General features: G+C 71.4%; 17 protein-coding genes. 10 read left to right on the forward strand and 7 right to left on the reverse strand.

Features of this window, described 5'->3' with window-relative positions:
- Positions 1 to 19: 19 nt before the first annotated feature.
- Positions 20 to 892 (reverse strand): undecaprenyl-diphosphate phosphatase, encoded by an 873-nt coding sequence (locus ACIBJC_RS29565; protein ID WP_399297620.1) that lies wholly within the window; start codon positions 890 to 892, stop codon positions 20 to 22.
- Between the two features lie 524 nt (positions 893 to 1416).
- Here ACIBJC_RS29565 and ACIBJC_RS29570 point away from each other — a divergent pair.
- From ACIBJC_RS29570 to ACIBJC_RS29585, 4 genes are read left to right on the forward strand one after another with little or no spacing between them, the layout of a single operon-like run.
- Positions 1417 to 3327, forward strand: coding sequence for a methylmalonyl-CoA mutase family protein (locus tag ACIBJC_RS29570; protein ID WP_399297622.1), 1911 nt, complete (start codon positions 1417 to 1419; stop codon positions 3325 to 3327).
- On the forward strand, positions 3327 to 5528 hold the full coding sequence (scpA, locus tag ACIBJC_RS29575; RefSeq protein ID WP_399297624.1) for a methylmalonyl-CoA mutase: 2202 nt from the start codon (positions 3327 to 3329) through the stop codon (positions 5526 to 5528). Before ACIBJC_RS29570 ends, scpA begins: the two co-directional genes overlap by 1 nt.
- Before the next feature lie 4 nt (positions 5529 to 5532).
- A complete protein-coding gene (gene meaB, locus ACIBJC_RS29580; RefSeq protein WP_399297626.1) occupies positions 5533 to 6519 on the forward strand; it encodes a methylmalonyl Co-A mutase-associated GTPase MeaB in 987 nt (328 codons plus the stop codon).
- A 58-nt stretch (positions 6520 to 6577) separates the two neighbouring features.
- Complete coding sequence (locus ACIBJC_RS29585) at positions 6578 to 7663, forward strand: enoyl-CoA hydratase/isomerase family protein (protein ID WP_399297628.1); 1086 nt, start codon at positions 6578 to 6580, stop codon at positions 7661 to 7663.
- Positions 7664 to 7670: 7 nt separating this feature from the next.
- Here ACIBJC_RS29585 and ACIBJC_RS29590 read toward each other — a convergent pair whose 3' ends face one another.
- Entirely contained in the window at positions 7671 to 8393 is a 723-nt protein-coding gene (locus tag ACIBJC_RS29590; protein WP_399297630.1) for a TVP38/TMEM64 family protein, read from the reverse strand.
- 377 nt (positions 8394 to 8770) lie between these two features.
- Between ACIBJC_RS29590 and tuf the strand changes: the two genes are divergently transcribed.
- Genes tuf through ACIBJC_RS29605 form a run of 3 tightly spaced genes read left to right on the forward strand, consistent with a single transcriptional unit; the run spans position 8771 to position 11543 of the window.
- The gene (tuf, locus tag ACIBJC_RS29595; RefSeq protein WP_399297632.1) at positions 8771 to 9949 is read left to right on the forward strand and encodes an elongation factor Tu; all 1179 of its coding nucleotides are present in this window, start codon (positions 8771 to 8773) and stop codon (positions 9947 to 9949) included.
- 57 nt (positions 9950 to 10006) lie between these two features.
- Positions 10007 to 10867 carry a spermidine synthase gene (locus tag ACIBJC_RS29600; protein ID WP_399297634.1) on the forward strand — a complete coding sequence of 287 codons (861 nt, stop codon included), beginning with the start codon at positions 10007 to 10009 and terminating at the stop codon, positions 10865 to 10867.
- Between the two features lie 28 nt (positions 10868 to 10895).
- Complete coding sequence (locus ACIBJC_RS29605) at positions 10896 to 11543, forward strand: class I SAM-dependent DNA methyltransferase (RefSeq protein WP_399297636.1); 648 nt, start codon at positions 10896 to 10898, stop codon at positions 11541 to 11543.
- Positions 11544 to 11660: 117 nt separating this feature from the next.
- Here ACIBJC_RS29605 and ACIBJC_RS29610 read toward each other — a convergent pair whose 3' ends face one another.
- Positions 11661 to 12749 (reverse strand): hypothetical protein, encoded by a 1089-nt coding sequence (locus ACIBJC_RS29610; protein ID WP_399297638.1) that lies wholly within the window; start codon positions 12747 to 12749, stop codon positions 11661 to 11663.
- 93 nt (positions 12750 to 12842) lie between these two features.
- Between ACIBJC_RS29610 and ACIBJC_RS29615 the strand changes: the two genes are divergently transcribed.
- The 3 genes from ACIBJC_RS29615 (at position 12843) to ACIBJC_RS29625 (ending at position 15519) form a co-directional block, all read left to right on the forward strand.
- Positions 12843 to 13295: a DUF4442 domain-containing protein gene (locus ACIBJC_RS29615; protein WP_399297640.1), complete on the forward strand. Its 453-nt coding sequence runs from the start codon at positions 12843 to 12845 to the stop codon at positions 13293 to 13295.
- Between the two features lie 220 nt (positions 13296 to 13515).
- A complete protein-coding gene (locus tag ACIBJC_RS29620) occupies positions 13516 to 14184 on the forward strand; it encodes a DedA family protein (protein ID WP_399297642.1) in 669 nt (222 codons plus the stop codon).
- A 108-nt stretch (positions 14185 to 14292) separates the two neighbouring features.
- Positions 14293 to 15519 carry a cytochrome P450 gene (locus ACIBJC_RS29625; RefSeq protein WP_399297643.1) on the forward strand — a complete coding sequence of 409 codons (1227 nt, stop codon included), beginning with the start codon at positions 14293 to 14295 and terminating at the stop codon, positions 15517 to 15519.
- A gap of 94 nt (positions 15520 to 15613) precedes the next feature.
- Here the strand turns inward: ACIBJC_RS29625 and ACIBJC_RS29630 are convergent, their stop codons facing one another.
- From ACIBJC_RS29630 to ACIBJC_RS29645, 4 genes are read right to left on the reverse strand one after another with little or no spacing between them, the layout of a single operon-like run.
- Positions 15614 to 16882: a cytochrome P450 gene (locus ACIBJC_RS29630; RefSeq protein ID WP_399297645.1), complete on the reverse strand. Its 1269-nt coding sequence runs from the start codon at positions 16880 to 16882 to the stop codon at positions 15614 to 15616.
- Positions 16879 to 17493 (reverse strand): ATP/GTP-binding protein, encoded by a 615-nt coding sequence (locus ACIBJC_RS29635; protein ID WP_329823159.1) that lies wholly within the window; start codon positions 17491 to 17493, stop codon positions 16879 to 16881. Before ACIBJC_RS29635 ends, ACIBJC_RS29630 begins: the two co-directional genes overlap by 4 nt.
- Positions 17474 to 17830, reverse strand: coding sequence for a DUF742 domain-containing protein (locus ACIBJC_RS29640; protein WP_399297647.1), 357 nt, complete (start codon positions 17828 to 17830; stop codon positions 17474 to 17476). Before ACIBJC_RS29640 ends, ACIBJC_RS29635 begins: the two co-directional genes overlap by 20 nt.
- Positions 17827 to 18246: a roadblock/LC7 domain-containing protein gene (locus ACIBJC_RS29645; protein ID WP_399297649.1), complete on the reverse strand. Its 420-nt coding sequence runs from the start codon at positions 18244 to 18246 to the stop codon at positions 17827 to 17829. Before ACIBJC_RS29645 ends, ACIBJC_RS29640 begins: the two co-directional genes overlap by 4 nt.
- Between the last annotated feature and the right edge of the window lie 43 nt (positions 18247 to 18289).

Below are 18289 nucleotides of genomic sequence, written 5' to 3' on the forward strand. Positions count from 1 at the left end.
CCGTACGGCCCGTACGCGGTCAGCCGGCCGACTCGCCGGCGTGCGGGCTCACCGTGTCCGTACCGACCAGGACGAAGAGGGCGATGCCCAGCAGGACCCGGTAGATCACGAACGGCATGAAGCTCTTGGTGGTGATGAACTTCATGAACCACGCGATAACGGCATATCCCACCGCGAAAGCGATGAACGTGGCGAAAATGGTCGGCCCCCAGGAGACATGACCCTCGCCCGCGTCCTTCAGCTCGTACGCGCCCGAGGCCAGCACGGCCGGGATCGCGAGGAGGAAGGAGTAACGCGCCGCCGCCTCACGGGTGTAGCCCATCAGCAGGCCGCCGCTGATGGTGGCGCCCGAGCGGGAGACGCCCGGCACCAGGGCCATGGCCTGGCAGAAACCGAAGATCAGACCGTCCTTGACGCTCAGGTCCTTGAGCGACTTGCGCTCCTTGATCGCGCGGTGCTTGCCGCCCGTCTCGTCGCGGGCCGCCAGCCGGTCGGCGATGCCGAGGACGATGCCCATCACGATCAGCGTGACGGCGATCAGCCGCAGGTCCCGGAACGGGCCGTTGATCTGGTCCTTCAGCGTGACCCCGAGAACCCCGATCGGGATGGAGCCGACGATGACCAGCCACCCCATCTGGGCGTCGTGGTCGCCGCGCATCTCCTTGTCCGTCAGTGAGCGGAACCACGACGAGACGATGCGGACGATGTCCTTCCGGAAGTAGATCAGCACGGCCGCCTCCGTACCGATCTGAGTGATCGCGGTGAACGCCGCACCCGGGTCGTGCCAGCCCGCGAACACGGCGGTCAGCCGCAGATGCGCGCTGGACGAGATGGGCAGGAACTCGGTCAGCCCCTGGACGAGCCCCAGGATGAAAGATTCGAACCAAGACATGGGAGTACGACGCCATCCAAAAGATGATCAGGCACCGGCCGGCGCAGTGGCGGCGCGATGAGCGGCGGTGAGCGGCAGGGAAGGGGCGATCAGGGAACGGGCGGGGGACACGGGACGGGTGGGGGCTGACGGGCCGGGCGCGGAGTCGCTCATATGGAGGAAGAAGGGGGCCCGTCCGCGCTGACTCCTCCGCCGTGGCGCCGCCGAGGTGGATTCATGGCACGTCAAATGACCCCGTTCAGGCACAAACTATGGCGATCTCGTCGTCCCGGGCGTGGGCAGCGTAGCGCCTGTGGGTGAACGGACGGCGGCAGGGATCTGACGCCACGGGGTCCGCCGTCCGGCACGCGCCGCCCCCTCGCGGCGTACGCGCCGCCGCCTCCTTACCGTGCGCCGCATGCGCGGGGCCCCTGTTACCGCGTATCGCGCCCCGGGAAACCCCCGCATTGGCGAAAACAGGGGGAGGGCAACCTCACAGTCGCGCGCTCTGCTGCGCGATGAGAGCGCTGTCCTACGATCACGCCATGACGGTCCTCAATGACGACGGGCTTTCCCTGGCAGCCGAGTTCCCCGACGCGACCCGCGAGCAGTGGCAGAACCTGGTGTCAGGTGTGCTGCGCAAGTCGGGCCGTGACGTCGCGGGGGCAGCGGCCGAGGAGGTGCTTTCCACCCCGCTCCAGGACGGGCTGTTCACCCGTCCGCTCTACACGGCGGAAGACGCCCCCGGCGGCGCCTCGGACGGTACCGGCGGCGCCACCGGCCCCGGCGGCTTCCCCGGCTTCGCGCCGTTCACCCGTGGCGGCAGACCGCAGGGCGGTGCCGTCTCCGGCTGGGACGTACGCCAGCGGCACACGCGTTCCGACCCCACCCTGACCAACGAGGCCGTCCTCTCCGACCTGGAGAACGGCGTCACCTCCCTGTGGCTCACCGTCGGCGCGGACGGCGTGCCCGTCCCCGCGCTGGCCGCCGCGCTCGACGGCGTCCACCTCGACCTGGCGCCCGTCGCGCTCGACGCGGGCGACGCATTCGCGCCCGCCGCCCGCGAGTTGCTGAGGATCTACGACGAGCGCGGAGTGGACCGCGAGGCGGCGCGCGGCACCCTCGGCGCCGACCCGGTCGGCCGATTCGCCCGCACCGGACGGGAAGTGACGGACTGTACGGCCGAGGCCGCCGAACTCGCCGCGCTCTGCGACCGCGACCGCCCCGGCCTGCGCGCCATCGCCGTGGACGCCCTGCCCTACCACGAGGCCGGCGCCTCCGACGCGCAGGAACTGGGCTGTTCGCTCGCCACCGGCGTCGGCTGGCTGCGCGACCTCACCGCGAGCGGGCTCTCCGTGGACGCCGCCTGCGGCCAGCTCGAATTCCGTTACGCGGCCACCGCCGACCAGTTCCTCACCATCGCCAAACTCCGCGCCGCCCGGCGGCTGTGGGCCCGCGTCGCGGAGGTCAGCGGCGCGGGCCCCGCCGCGTCGGCGCAGCGTCAGCACGCCGTCACCTCGGCGGTGATGATGACCCGCCGTGACCCCTGGGTGAACATGCTGCGCACCACGGTCGCCGCGCTGGCCTCCGGAGTGGGCGGCGCCGACGCCGTGACCGTACTGCCCTTCGACCACGCCCTCGGGCTCCCCGACGCCTTCGCCCGCAGGATCGCCCGCAACACCTCGACGATCCTCCTGGAGGAGTCCCACCTCGGCCGGGTCATCGACCCGGCGGGCGGCTCCTGGTACGTCGAGCGGCTCACCGACGAACTCGCCCACGCCGCCTGGGCCTGGTTCCAGGAGATCGAACGCGCCGGCGGCCAGCGCGCCGCCCTGCGCTCCGGACTCGTCGGCGAACGGCTTGCCGCCACCTGGGCGGAGCGCTCCACGAGGCTCGCCGAGCGGCGCGAACCCATCACCGGCGTCAGCGAGTTCCCGCAGCTCGGCCAGGCCCCGGTGGAGCGCGAGGCGCCGCCGGCGCCGCCCACCGGCGGACTGCCCGTCGTCCACCGCGACGAGGCGTACGAGGAGCTGCGCGCCCGTTCCGACGCGCACCTCGCCGCCACCGGCGCCCGGCCCCGTGTCTTCCTCGCCGCGCTCGGACCCGCCGCCGCGCACACCGCGCGGGCCACCTTCGCCACCAGCCTCTTCCAGGCCGGCGGCATCGAACCCGTCCACGATCCGATGAGCGTCGACGCGGCGACCGCCGCCGACGCCTTCACCCGCAGCGGGGCGGGCGTCGCCTGTATCTGCTCCAGCGACGCGCTCTACGCCGAGGGCGCCGCACCCGTCGCCCAAGCGCTCAAGTCGGCGGGCGCGCGACAGGTGTTCCTCGCCGGCCGCCCCGGCGAACAGCGTGAGACCTATGTACGGGCCGGGGTCGACGACTTCGTCGTCGCGGGCGGCGACGCGATCGCCGTTCTCACCTCGGTCCTCGACCGTATGGGAGTGGCGTGATGGGGATCCCCGACTTCACCGAGATCGAGCTGGGCCCCGGTGACAGCGCCGGGACCACCGTCGACCAGTGGCGCACGGCCGTCAAGGAGCAGACCGGGAAGGGCGACGACGACCTCCGCTGGGACACCCCGGAGGGCATCGCCGTCAAACCGCTCTACACGGCCGAGGACCTGACGGGGCTCGACTTCCTCGGCACGTACCCCGGGATCGCGCCGTACCTGCGCGGCCCGTACCCGACGATGTACGTCAACCAGCCCTGGACCATCCGGCAGTACGCCGGGTTTTCCACCGCCGAGGAGTCCAACGCCTTCTACCGGCGCAACCTGGCAGCCGGACAGAAGGGCCTCTCGGTCGCCTTCGACCTGCCGACCCACCGCGGCTACGACAGCGACCACCCCCGGGTCACCGGCGACGTCGGCATGGCCGGGGTCGCCATCGACTCGATCTACGACATGCGCCGGCTCTTCGACGGCATCCCGCTCGACCGGATGAGCGTGTCGATGACGATGAACGGAGCCGTACTGCCCGTACTGGCCCTCTACATCGTCGCCGCCGAGGAACAGGGCGTACCGCCCGAGAAGCTGGCCGGGACCATCCAGAACGACATCCTCAAGGAGTTCATGGTCCGCAACACCTACATCTATCCGCCGAAACCCTCGATGCGGATCATCTCCGACATCTTCGCGTACACCTCGCGGAAGATGCCGCGCTACAACTCCATCTCCATCTCCGGCTACCACATCCAGGAAGCCGGTGCGACGGCCGACCTGGAGCTGGCCTACACCCTCGCCGACGGTGTCGAGTACCTGCGCGCCGGACTCGGCGCCGGGCTCGACGTGGACGCGTTCGCGCCCCGGCTCTCCTTCTTCTGGGCCATCGGCATGAACTTCTTCATGGAGATCGCCAAGTTGCGGGCGGCCCGGCTCCTGTGGGCCAAGCTGGTCAAGAAGTTCGACCCGCAGAACGCCAAGTCGCTCTCCCTGCGCACCCATTCACAGACCTCAGGCTGGTCGCTCACCGCACAGGACGTCTTCAACAACGTCACCCGCACCTGCGTCGAGGCGATGGCCGCCACCCAGGGCCACACCCAGTCGCTGCACACCAACGCGCTGGACGAGGCGCTGGCCCTGCCCACCGACTTCTCCGCCCGGATCGCCCGCAACACCCAGCTCCTCATCCAGCAGGAGTCCGGCACCTGCCGGGTCACCGACCCGTGGGGCGGCAGCGCGTACGTCGAGAAGCTCACCTACGACCTCGCGCGCCGCGCCTGGCAGCACATCGAGGAGGTCGAGGCGGCCGGCGGCATGGCGCAGGCCATCGACGCGGGCATCCCCAAACTCCGGGTGGAGGAGGCCGCGGCCCGCACCCAGGCGCGGATCGACTCCGGGCGCCAGCCCGTCATCGGCGTCAACAAGTACCGCGTCGAGACCGACGAGAAGATCGACGTCCTCAAGGTCGACAACTCCTCCGTACGCACCCAGCAGATCGAGAAACTGCGCAGGCTGCGCGCCGAACGATCCGAGTCCGCCTGCCGGGACGCGCTGCGCGCGCTCACCGCCGCGGCGGAGGCCGGCTCGCGCCCCGGGCTCGACGGCAACCTGCTCGCCCTCGCCGTGGACGCCGCCCGCGCCAAGGCGACCGTCGGCGAGATCTCCGACGCCCTGGAGAAGGTGTACGGGCGCCACTCGGGCCAGATCCGTACCATCGCCGGTGTGTACCGCAACGAGGCAGGCAGCTCCCCGGCCGTAGAGCGCACCCGCGCCGCGGTCGAGGACTTCGAACAGGCCGAGGGGCGCCGCCCCCGCATCCTGGTGGCCAAGATGGGCCAGGACGGCCACGACCGCGGCCAGAAGGTGATCGCGACCGCCTTCGCCGACCTGGGCTTCGACGTCGACGTCGGCCCGCTGTTCCAGACGCCGGGCGAGGTGGCCCGGCAGGCGGTCGAGGCCGACGCGCACATCGTCGGCGTCTCCTCGCTGGCAGCCGGGCACCTCACGCTCGTACCGGCGCTGCGTGAGGAGCTCGCCGCCGAGGGCCGGGAGGACATCATGATCGTCGTCGGCGGGGTGATCCCGCCCCAGGACATCGAGGAGCTGCGCCGGGCGGGCGCCGCCGCGGTGTTCCCGCCGGGCACGGTGATCCCCGACGCGGCGCACGACCTGCTGGTCTCGCTGGCCGCCTCGCTCGGCCACGAGCGGTGAGCGCGTGGCACCCCGGATCGACATCGACAGCTACGCCAAGGGCGTCCTGGACGGCTCCCGTTCGTACATCGCCCGCGCCGTCACCCTGGTGGAGTCCACCAGGACCGACCACCGCGCGCTCGCGCAGCGGCTGCTGACCGAACTGCTGCCGCACGCGGGACGGGCCCGCCGCATCGGGATCAGCGGCGTGCCCGGAGTCGGCAAGTCGACCTTCATCGACGCGCTCGGCACCCTGCTCACCGGCCTCGGACACCGGGTGGCAGTCCTGGCCGTCGACCCGTCCTCCAGCCGGACCGGCGGCTCCATCCTGGGCGACAAGACCCGGATGGAGCGGCTGGCCGTGGACCCGGCCGCATTCGTCCGCCCCTCGCCCACGGCGGGCACCCTGGGCGGCGTCGCCAAGGCGACCCGCGAGACGATCATCGTGATGGAGGCGGCGGGGTACGACGTCGTGCTCGTCGAGACCGTGGGCGTGGGACAGTCGGAGACCACCGTCGCCAACATGGTCGACTCGTTCCTGCTGCTCACCCTCGCGCGCACCGGCGACCAGCTCCAGGGCATCAAGAAGGGCGTCCTGGAACTGGCCGACGTCATCACCGTCAACAAGGCCGACGGCCCGCACGAACGCGACGCCCGCTCCGCCGCCCGCGAACTCGCCGGTGCGCTGCGGCTGATGCACCCGGTGGACGCGGCCTGGACGCCCCCGGTGCTCAGTTGCAGCGCCCGGGAGGGGACCGGGCTCGACACGGTGTGGGAACGGCTCGAACAGCACCGCCAGGTCCTCGAAGCCGACGGCCGCCTCGCCCGCAAGCGCAGCGACCAGCAGGTCGACTGGGCCTGGACGATGGTCCGCGACCATCTGCTGGACCGGCTGCGTGAGCACCCGGGGGTACGGGAGGTGGCGCCCGCCCTGGAGCGGGAGGTACGGGAGGGCACCCTCACCGCGACACTCGCCGCCGAACGGATCATCGAGGCGCTGGCCCTGCCGTGACCCCGCCCACCGGAGCCGTCCTGCGGGGACGCGCGGGCCGTACCCGATACTGGGCGTTATGGTCCACGACGACGAACCCGTGCTGCTCGGCCGGACGGGCAACACGGCCCGCATCACGCTGAACCGCCCGCGCGCCCTCAACGCCCTGACCCACCCCATGGTGGTGACCATCGCCGCCGCCCTGGACCGGTGGGAGCACGATCCGGGCGTCACGTCCGTGATCCTCTCCGGCGCCGGTGAGCGCGGGCTCTGCGCCGGCGGCGACATCCGCGCCATCCACGAGGACGCCCGTACCGGCGGGGGCGCCTCGGCCGCCTTCTGGCGCGACGAGTACCGGCTCAACTCCCGTATCGCCCACTTCCCCAAGCCCTTCGTCGCGCTGATGGACGGCATCGTGATGGGCGGCGGCGTCGGCCTCTCCGGCCACGCGGGGGTGCGGATCGTCACCGAGCGGTCCGCCGTCGCCATGCCCGAGACCGCCATCGGCCTCGTCCCCGACGTCGGCGGTACCCATCTGCTGGCCCGCGCGCCCGGCGAACTCGGCACCCATCTCGCCCTCACCGGGAACACGGCGGGCGCGGCGGACGCCCTGCTGTGCGGGCTCGCCGACCACTTCGTACCCTCCGAGCGGCTGACCGCGCTCCGCGAGGCGCTGGCCGCGCCCGGGGTGCGGGACGCGGCGGACGTACGGGAGACGGTCCTGCGGTACGCGGCCACGCCCCCCGAGGGCCGGCTCGCCGGGGACCGCGGGTGGATCGACGCCTGTTACGCGGCCGACTCGGTGACGGAGATCGTCGACCGGCTGCTGGACAGCGGGCTGCCCGCGGCCAAGGACACCGCGCAGACGCTGCTCTCCCGCTCACCGACGGCCCTGAAGGCGACGCTCGCCGCGATGCGCAGGGACGGCCCGCCCAGCACCCTGGAGGAGGTGCTCGACCGGGCCTACCGTGCCTCGTGCGCCGCGCTCACCCACCCCGATCTGGTGGAGGGGATCCGCGCCAGGGTCGTCGACAAGGACCGCGATCCGCAGTGGTCCCCCAAGGAGCTGGCGCAGGTCACGGAGGCGGACGTGGCACGGTTCGCGGCCCCGCCGCCCGGCGGCGACCTCGGACTGGCCGGCGGAACGGCGCACCTCGCGCCCTGAGACGCGGCTACCGGCGGCTCCCCGCGAGACGGTGCCGCTCACGCCAGGCGAGGACGCCCGCGCCCACCGCCGTGACCACGATGAACCCCGTCGCCACCAGGAACGCCGGTGACGTCGGGGAGGTCGCCCGGCTGCCCGCGACCACGTACGCCGCGGTGTTCGGGACCGAACCGATCGCCGTCGCCAGCAGGAACGGCGCCGCCCGCATCCGGGAGACCGCCGCGCAATAGTTCGCCGCGGCGAACGGCACCCCGGGGAAGAGCCGGATCGCCAGCATCGACCGGAAACCGTGGCCGCTGAGCTGCCCGTCCGCCGCCTTCAGCCAGCGGCCCCGCAACAGGGGCCGCAGCGCCTGCTGTCCGAGACAGCGGCCGAGCGCGAACGACGTCCCGGCCGCCAGCACCGTCCCCCCGAGCGCCGCCGTCAGCCCGAACACCGAGCCGAAGAGCGCGCCCGCGGCGAGATTGAGCAGCGGGCGCGGGACGAACGCGGTGGCGCACAGCCCGTACGCCACGGCGAACAGCGCCACGGCCGGGCCGCCGGCGAGCTGGGCCGGCCAGCCGTCGGCGAGCAGCCGCTGCGGCTCGTACAGCACCACCAGGGTGGCCGCCGTGCCCAGCACGACGACCAGCACGGCGAACCGGAACCAGGGCGAGAGCAGCGCTCCGGAGCGGTGGTCAGCGACAACAGGGCCTTGGTCCGGGGAAGACCGGGGGACGGTGTCGAGCATCCGGGGAGACTAACCGACCCGATGGAGGAGCGACGTAAAGTGTGGCGCACGTCGTACCGGACCCGCCCGCCACGAGGCCGCTCCGGCCGCCGGATCCACCAACCGCCGGGCCCGGGAAAACCATTCGACGCGGCGCCCGGCATGGGACAGGATCAGCCCCATGTTCCGGTACGCCTTCCTCGCAGCGCCGTCCGCAGTCGCGGACGCGCCGAAGGCTGCCGCACATCTGACAGCGGCGCCGCTCGCAGCAGCAGCCGTCGCGGCGCCCCTCGGCGGCGCCCGAAGCTGACCCTTCCCGGAACGTCCGGCGGACCCCACAGGGGGAGGGTCGGCAAGGCCCAGGGGTCCCGCTCACGCTTCGAGTTCAGGCAGGAATCATGCCCAAGACGGCATACGTGCGCACCAAGCCGCACGTCAACATCGGCACCATGGGCCACGTCGACCACGGCAAGACCACCTTGACCGCCGCCATCACCAAGGTCCTCAGCGACCGGGGGACCGGCACCTTCGTGCCCTTCGACCGGATCGACCGGGCCCCGGAGGAGGCCGCCCGGGGGATCACCATCAACATCGCGCACGTCGAGTACGAGACCGACACCCGGCACTACGCGCACGTCGACATGCCCGGCCACGCCGACTACATCAAGAACATGGTCACGGGCGCGGCCCAGCTCGACGGGGCGATCCTCGTCGTGTCCGCGCTCGAAGGGATCATGCCGCAGACCGCCGAGCACGTCCTGCTCGCCCGGCAGGTCGGCGTCAACCACATCGTCGTCGCCCTCACCAAGGCGGACCTGGGCGACGACGAACTGACCGACCTGGTCGAGCTGGAGGTCCGCGAACTGCTCACCGAGCACGGGTACGGCGGTGACGCCGTACCCGTCGTACGGGTCTCCGCGCTGGGCGCGCTGGCGGGCGAGCCACGGTGGACCGCCGCCGTGGAGGCGCTGCTCGACGCGGTCGACACGTATGTGCCGATGCCGGTCAGGTACACCGACGCGCCGTTCCTGCTCCCGGTGGAGAACGTCCTGACCATCACCGGGCGCGGCACGGTCGTCACCGGCGCCGTCGAGCGCGGCACGGTCCGCGTCGGGGACCGGGTGGAGGTGCTGGGCGGCGACACGGGACCGCAGGCCACCACCGTCACCGGCCTGGAGACCTTCGGCAAGCCGATGGAGTCCGCCGAGGCCGGCGACAACGTCGCGCTGCTGCTGCGCGGGGTGCCGCGCGACGCGGTCCGGCGCGGCCATGTCGTCACGGCGCCGGACAGCGTCGTACCGAGCAGGCGCTTCACCGCGCGGGTGTACGTCCTGTCCACCAAGGAGGGCGGTAGGACCACACCGGTGAGCAGCGGCTACCGGCCGCAGTTCTACATCCGTACGGCGGACGTCGTCGGCGACATCGACCTGGGCACGACGGGCGTGGCGCGCCCCGGGGACACGGTCACCGTGACCGTGGAGCTGGGCCGCGACATCCCGCTGGAGCCGGGACTCGGCTTCGCGATCCGTGAGGGCGGTCGTACGGTCGGCGCCGGTACGGTCACCTCGCTGCTGTGACGACGCCGCCCCCGGGGCCCGGGAGACCAGGTCCCGGGGGCGGCGCACAATGGAACGGTGAACGAGCCGATCCCCGTCATCCGCGCTGTCGACCGCGGCACCGCCAAGCTCCTGCCCGACGTGGACCGGGAGCGGGCCTGGCTGCTGACGGTCGACGGCGCGCCCCAGTCGTACGTCGACCTGGACGAGCCGGCGCACCTGGAGTTCGAGTACGTACGGCGCCTCGCCCATGTCGTCGACTGCGCGGCGTCCGCCCCCTGGGCGGTGATCCCCGCGCCGCTCACCGTGCTCCACCTCGGCGGCGGCGCCTTCACCCTGCCCCGCTACGTCGCCGCCACCCGGCCAGGATCCGCGCAGTCCGTGGTGGAGGCCGACGCGGCGCTGCTGGCCCTGGTCGAGCAGGAGCTGCCGATACCCGCCGGCGCGGGGATCACCGCCCACACGGCGGACGCCCGCCGCTTCCTCGAAACGGCGCCCGACCGCTCCGTGGACATCCTGATCGCCGATGTCTTCGGCGGCTCGCGCATCCCCGCGCACCTCACCTCCGTCGAGTACGCGCGGGAGGCCGCCCGGGTGCTGCGCCCCGAGGGGATCTACGCCGCCAATCTCGCGGACGGCGCCCCGTTCGCCTTTCTCCGCTCACAACTGGCCACTTTCGCCACGGCCTTCGAGGAGCTGGCGCTGATCGCGGAACCGTCCGTGCTGCGCGGGCGCCGCTTCGGCAACGCCGTCCTGGTCGCCTCGCACCGCCCGCTCGACACGGCGTCCCTGGCCCGTCGTACCGCCTCGGACGCCTTCCCCGCCCGCGTCGAACACGGCGCGTCGCTACGGCAGTTCATGGGGGACGCGGCACCCGTACGGGACAGCGGCGCGGTCCCCTCGCCGCAGCCTCCGGACGGCGCGTTTTCCGTCGACTGAGGTGCGGGCTGCCGCTACTGTCCTCGCCATGACCGAACCCACCTATCTGCGCGACACCCGCGACGGCTACGACAAGATCTCCGCCGACTACGCCGAGCGTTTTCCCACCATGCTGGTGGACGGGCCACTGGGCCGCGCCATGCTCACCGCTTTCGCCGAGTCGGTACAGGCCGCCGGGGGCGGCCCCGTCGTCGAAGTGGGGAGCGGGGCGGGCCGGGTGACCGCGTACCTGGACTCCCTCGGCGTGCGTGTCTCCGGTGTCGATCTGTCGCCGGCCATGGTGGCACTGGCCCGGCGCGACCACCCGGAGCTGCGCTTCGAGGAGGGATCGATGACCGCGCTGGACCTCCCGGACGGCTCCCTCGCGGGCCTCGTCGCCTGGTACTCCGTCATCCATGTCCCGCCGGAGCTGCATCCCGGGGTGTTCGCGGAGTTCCACCGAGTGGTGGCCCCGGACGGCCACCTCCTGGTCGGCTTCCAGGTCGGCGACGCACCGCTGAGCTTCACCGAGGCGTGGGGCCACGCCGTCTCCCTCGACTTCCACCGGCTCTCGCCCGACCGGGTCACCGACGCGCTGGAGAAGGCAGGCTTCACCGTGGGCGCCCGTCTGGTGCGCGAGCCCAGCGGCGACGAGAAGGTCCCGCAGGCGTACCTCCTGGCCCGCCGACGCGCGTAGTGGACCGGGCCGCTACAGGCCGCGCCGGGCCGGGCCGACGCCCGGCTCCGGTACCGCGAACGCCGCCGCTGATCAGCGGCGGCGCTCGCGGCGGTCAACGGCGTTCGCCGTGGCCGGTCAGGACTCCGGGGCCGCCCCCGAGAGCCGGACCGTGCCCATGATCTTCTTCATGGTCGCCTCGGACACCTCGTCCGGCACGCCCTTGTTCGCGTAGAGCACCCACGTCGAGTAGTCGCCCTTGGCGGTGGTGAAGGTGAAGGCGATCGACTTGCCGTCGGTGTCGCACTTGTCCTTCTTGTCGAGACCCGTGCTCTCGGCCGTCGCGAAGTGCCCCTTGAGCCCCGCCGTGGTGGTGAACGCCTCGGGCTTGCTGACCTTGATCTTCTTCTTCAGCGTGGGCATCGGCTCCGGCTGGCCGTACGCGGCCCACACCCAGCTCCCCGCCTCGTTCGACGAGGCACTCGCCGTGTCCGTGGCGCCCTCGCCACCCTTCGTACCGGTACCGGCGAGGCTGCTGTACTCCAGCTTGCCGTCCTTGTCCGTGTCCTGCGAGCACCACTCGGACTTGAGGAAGGCCGGTGCGGAGAAGGAGATCGCGGGCGAACCGTCACCCTTCTCGATGTCCTCGAAACCGGATATGACGCCCGTCTTCGCGACCTCCCAGTCGGCGGGCACGTCGAACTGCGTCCCGTACTTGGGGTTGGTCACGACCTTCCAGCCGTCGATCTGCGGCTTGGCCGCCGCGCCGTTGCGCGGATTCTCCTGGGACGCGCCCGTGTCCGGCTCCTCCGAGCCGGACTCCGACGCGGACGCGGACGCCTTCGAGTCGGCCGCCTTGTCGCTCGAACCGTCGTCCTTGCCCATGACGAAGAACGCCGTGCCCGCTGCGGTGAGCACGACCACGGCCGCCGCGACGACCGCCACGACCGTCGTCCTCTTCTTGTCGTCGCCCGAGGGCCCGGCCCCACCGGGCTGCCCCGGTGCGGGGTACGGCAGCGGCACCGTCGGCTGCTGATACGGGTTGGGCTGCTGGTATCCGGGCTGCTGCTGGGTCTCCGGCTGCTGCGGATAGCCGTAACCGGGCTGCTGTTGATACCCCGGTTGCTGGTACGGGTTCGGCTGCTGGTACCCCGGCTGCTGGTACGGATTGGGATTCTGGTCCTGCGGGTTCTGCTCGCCCCCGGGCGGCTGCTGTCCTGGCCACATGGCCAGTAACGATAGAGGGGAGCCCATGGGGCTGTGACGTCCGCCCCGTCAGGGGATGGTGAAGCCTCCTACCCGTGGGTAACATAATCGCCCATGAGCGCTGATCAGATGTCCGTCGGCGAGATGCTCGCCGCGACCGTTCCCATGGCCAGGACCCTCGGCCTCGACTACCTGGAGATCACCCCGGAGCGGGCCGTCGTCCGCCTCCCCGACCAGCCCGACTACCACAACCACGTCGGCGGACCGCACGCCGGAGCGATGTTCACCCTCGCCGAGTCCGCCAGCGGCGCGATCGTGATCGCCGCCTTCGGTCACCTCCTCGACCGGGTCGTTCCCCTCGCTGTCAAGGCGGAGATCAGCTACAAGAAGCTCGCGATGGGCCCCGTCACCGCCGCCGCGGTCCTCGGCCGCCCGGTCGCGGACGTCGTCGCGGAACTGGACGCCGGCGGGCGCCCCGAATTCCCCGTGGCCGTCACCCTCACCCGTGAGGACGGGGCGGTCACCGGAGAGATGACCGTGGTCTGGATCCTCCGCCCCCACTCCTGAGCCCGCCCCCGTTCCTGAGACCGCCCGCACTCCTGCGCCCGCCCCCGTTCCTGAAACCGCCCGCACTCCTGCGCCCGCCCGTACCTCTGCGCCGTTCGTGGTCCTGATCGCGGATTCCTGACCCCGCCCGCTCACCGGGTAGGCTGCCCGGCGTGCGCCCGCGCGGCGCGCGCCGGGCACATCGGCCCACCGAACCAGGGACGCACAGGAGGAACCGCCGTTGCACGTCCAGGAGTGGCTTGAGACCGTCCCCGCGGTCAGTATTTACATCCTGGTCGGGGTGGTCATCGGACTGGAGAGCCTCGGTATCCCGCTGCCCGGCGAGATCGTCCTCGTCAGCTCCGCGCTGCTCGCCTCCCAGCACGGTGACATCAACCCGTACATCCTCGGCGCCTGCGCCACGGCCGGCGCGATCATCGGCGACTCGATCGGCTACGCCATCGGACGCAAGGGCGGCAGGCCCCTGCTCGGCCGGCTCGGCGCGAAGTTCCCCAAGCACTTCGGCGCCGACCAGATCGCGATGGCGGAGCGGTCGTTCGAGAAGTGGGGCATGTGGGCCGTCTTCTTCGGCCGCTTCGTCGCCCTGCTCCGGATCTTCGCCGGACCGCTCGCGGGCGTCCTGCGCATGCCGTACTGGAAGTTCCTGATCGCCAACGTGCTGGGCGGCATCGTCTGGGCGGGCGGCACGACCGCCGTCATCTACTCGGTGGGTGTCGTCGCCGAGGCCTGGCTCAAGCGCTTCTCCTGGCTGGGACTGCTGCTCGCCGTGCTCATCGGGATCACCTCCATGCTCGTCCTGAAGAGCCGCGCCAAGAAGGCCGGTGAGCAGGCGCGGCAGGCCAGGGCCGCGGAGTCGGCCGAGCCGGACACCGTAACCGTCACGGACTGACGTACCCCGGACCAGGCCAGGAGGTGGCCTGTTTCTGTTGGCCGATGATCAATACCCTTGACGGTGCCGTCCGTTACCGATCGGACCGGCACCTACCGAGGGAGCGCCATGGCCACCGCACAGCAGATCCCGGACATACTGTCGCCGGAGTTCGCGGAGAACCCCTACCCGGCCTACGCGGCGATGCGGGAGAGTGCCCCGCTCATCTGGCACGAGGCCACGAAGAGTTACATCATCTCGCGGTACGACGACGTCGAACGGGCCTTCAAGGACAAGGAGTCGGTGTTCACCACCGACAACTACGACTGGCAGATCGAGCCCGTGCACGGCAGGACGATCCTGCAGCTCAGCGGGCGGGAGCACGCCGTACGCCGCGCGTTGGTCGCACCGGCCTTCCGCGGCAGCGATCTGCGGGACAAGTTCCAGCCCGTCATCGAGCGCAACTCCCGCGAACTGATCGACGCGTTCCGGCACACCGGCTCCGTCGATCTGGTGGAGGCGTACGCCACCCGCTTCCCCGTCAACGTCATAGCCGACATGCTGGGCCTCGACAAGGCCGACCACGGCCGCTTCCACGGCTGGTACACCGCGGTCATCGCCTTCCTCGGCAACCTCTCGGGCGACCCCGAGGTGACGGCGGCCGGCGAGCGGACCCGGATCGAGTTCGCCGAGTACATGCTGCCGATCATCCGGGAGCGGCGCGACCACCTCGGGGACGACCTGCTCTCCACCCTCTGCGCCGCCGAGGTCGACGGCGTACGGATGAGCGACGAGGACATCAAGGCGTTCTGCAGCCTGCTGCTCGCCGCCGGCGGCGAGACCACCGACAAGGCGATCGCCAGCATCTTCGCCAACCTCCTGCTCCACCCCGAGCAGCTCGCCGCCGTACAGCGGGACCGTACGCTGATCGACCGGGCCTTCGCGGAGACGCTCCGGTTCACCCCGCCGGTGCACATGATCATGCGGCAGACGGCCACGGACGTGGAGCTGAGCGGCGGCACCGTGCCGGCCGGCGCGACGGTCACCTGCCTGATCGGGGCGGCCAACCGCGACGCCTCGCACTACCGGGAGCCGGACTCCTTCAACATCTTCCGTGACGATCTGACCGCCACGACCGCGTTCTCCGCCGCGGCCGACCATCTCGCCTTCGCCCTCGGCCGCCACTTCTGTGTCGGGGCGCTGCTGGCCAGAGCCGAGGTCGAGACCGGGATCAACCACCTGCTGGACGCGATGCCGGACATCCGGCTGGCGGACGGCTTCGACCCGGTCGAGCAGGGGGTGTTCACCCGGGGACCGCAGTCCCTGCCGGTGGAGTTCACACCGGTCGGAGGGTGACGGAAACCGCCGGGCCCGGAAACTCCCGGGCCCGGCGGACGGTACGTACGTGAGCGTATGCCCGCGTACGGCTGCGTGTGTCCGCGTATCCCCGCTACTGCACCGCGGGCGTGAAGCGCACCGGCAGCGCGGTCAGCCCGCGCATCCAGATCGACGGCCGCCACGTCAGCTCGTGCGGCTCCACCGCCAGTACCACGTCCGGCAGCCGCTCCAGCAGCGTCTCGACCGCCGTACGGGCGATGACGTCCGCGAGGAGCGGACCCGGGTAGAGACAGCGGTGCTCACCGTTGCTGAACGAGAGGTGCGCCGAGTTCTCCGCCCCGACATGGCCCTCGGGCCAGATCTGCGGATCGGTGTTGGCCGCGGCGAAGCCGAGGACCAGACAGTCGCCCGTCTTGATGTGCCGCCCGGCGAGCTGGGTGTCGCGCACCGCCCACCGGCCGACGAAGTTCTGGGTCGGGGTGTCCAGCCACAGCACCTCGTTGAGGGCCTGCCCGACACTGAGCCGCCCGCCCGAGACGTTCAGCGCGAACCGGTCGTCGGTCAGCAGCAGCCGCAGGGAGTTGCAGATCCAGTTGGCCGTCGGCTGCTGGGCGGCGGCGATCAGGGTGATGAGGTCCTGGACGACCTCCTCGTCCGTCAGCCCGGCGGGATGGGCCAGCATCCGCGAGGTGACATCGGTGCCCGGGGTGCTCCGCTTCTCCTTGACGAGCTGCTCTATGCGCGCCTGCACCCGCAGATACGCGGCGACCGGGTCGTCGTCCTCGGGGGCGTCCAGCGAGATCCGCAGGTCCCGTACGAGATCCTCGGTGTCCACGCCGCCGAGGGGCATCCCGCAGAGCTGGACCACGGCGCGCATCGGCAGCGCGTGCGCGAACGCGGCCATCAACTCGGCCTCGCCGCTGCCCGCGAACTCGTCGATGAGACCTTCCGCGATCTCCCGGCAGGTGTGGGCGAGTTCGAACTGGTCGACGGCCTCCAGCGCCTCCGTGATCACCCCGGCGCGCCGCTGGTGCTCCGCGCCCTCGGTGAACAGCAGCGAGGGCTGGTAGCCGACGAACGGCATCAGCGGCCAGTCGGCCGGGATGTTCGGCCACTGGTTCCAGCGCCGTGAGTCCCGGGCGAACAGCTCGTCGTGGCCGGTGACGTAGGAGACCTCGGAGTAGCCGAGCACCAGCCAGGCGGGGATGTCCCCGTCGAGCATGATGGGCGCGACCGCGCCGTGCTCCTTGCGCAGTGCGCGGTAGAGCTGGGACGGCGTCTGCTGGTATTCGAGGCCGCTCAGCCGTACGGCGCCGCCGGCGTGCGCGGGGCAGCCGGGCGGCGGTACCTGTCCTTCGACAAGTGCTGCGGGGTCGGTCATGGTGTCAGCTCCCGGGCCATGGCCAGTTCGTAGAGGTGGTCCACAAGGGTGATCAGGACATTCTTGCCGGACGAACGTACACGTGCGTCGCAGTCGATCAGCGGCACGTGCTCCGGCAGCGAGAGGGCCTGGCGGATCTCGTCGAGCGAGAACGCCGACACGTCGTCGTCGAACCGGTTGACGGCCACCACGAACGGCGTCCGGTGGTGTTCGAGCCGGTCGATGGCGTACCAGGAATCACTCATCCGCCGGGTGTCGACCAGGACGACCGCGCCCAGGGTGCCGGAGAAGAGCCGGTCCCACAGGAACCAGAACCGCTCCTGTCCCGGCGCCCCGAACAGGTAGAGCACCATGCGCTCGTTGAGGCTGATCCGGCCGAAGTCGAAGGCGACGGTCGTGGTCGTCTTCGTGGCCAGCCCGGCGGTCTCGTCGACGCCGACCCCGGCCTGCGTCATGATCTCTTCGGTGTTGAGCGGCCGGATCTCGCTGACCGACCGGACCAGAGTGGTCTTGCCGACCCCGAATCCGCCCACGACGACGATCTTCAGACCGGTCTCGGCGGCGTCGCTCAGCGGGGTACGCGCCGGCAGCTCAGAGGTTGCGGAGTCCAAGGAGCACCTCCTTCAGGAGAGCGGAGTCGGGAAGGTCGGCGGAGCGCGCCGCGCGCGGGTGCCGGGCGGTGATACGGCCCGTCGCGAGGAGATCGCCGAGGAGGATCCGTACCACCGTCACGGGCAGCCGCAGCTCGGCGGCGATCTCGACGACCGCCGTGGGGTGGTCGCACAGCTCCAGGATCCTGACGTGCTCCGACTGCATCCCGGCGGTCGGAGCGCACTCGCTGACGATCAGGGTGACGAGATCGAACGTGTCGTCGTCGGCCCGGCTCCGGCCACCCGTGACGGTGTACAGCCGGTCGGGGTCCCCGGTGTCGACGGGCCGCCTGGTCATGAGCGGTGACTGCCCTGGGCGGGTGTGCGGGGTTCAGCCCGCAGATGCTCACCGATCTGCTCGACCAGTTCGGTCATCTGGTGGCCCACCACACCGGGGTCGGCGCCGTCCTCGGCCACGACCGCGAGATGCGCTCCGTCACCGGCCTCCACGATGAACAGCAATCCGCCGTGGAACTCCGTCATCGAGTGGCGTACGCCGCCGCTGCCGTTCCCGAACTCCACCGAGGCGCCCTGAGCGAGCGCCTGGATGCCGGAACAGATGGCGGACAACTGGTCGGCCTGGTCGAGGGTGAGATGACGGCTCCAGCAGAGCTTCAGTCCGTCGCGGGAGAGCACGAGGGCATGCCGGGTGCCGGGGGTGCGCTCCAAAAGGTTCTCAAGAAGCCAGGTCAGGCTGTTGTCTGTGGTCTGCATGGTGTGCGTGGGGCGGGATGGAGCCGGTGGTCCGGTCACCTGC

It is taken from the genome of Streptomyces sp. NPDC050509 (assembly GCF_044457965.1).
Lineage (GTDB): Bacteria > Actinomycetota > Actinomycetes > Streptomycetales > Streptomycetaceae > Streptomyces.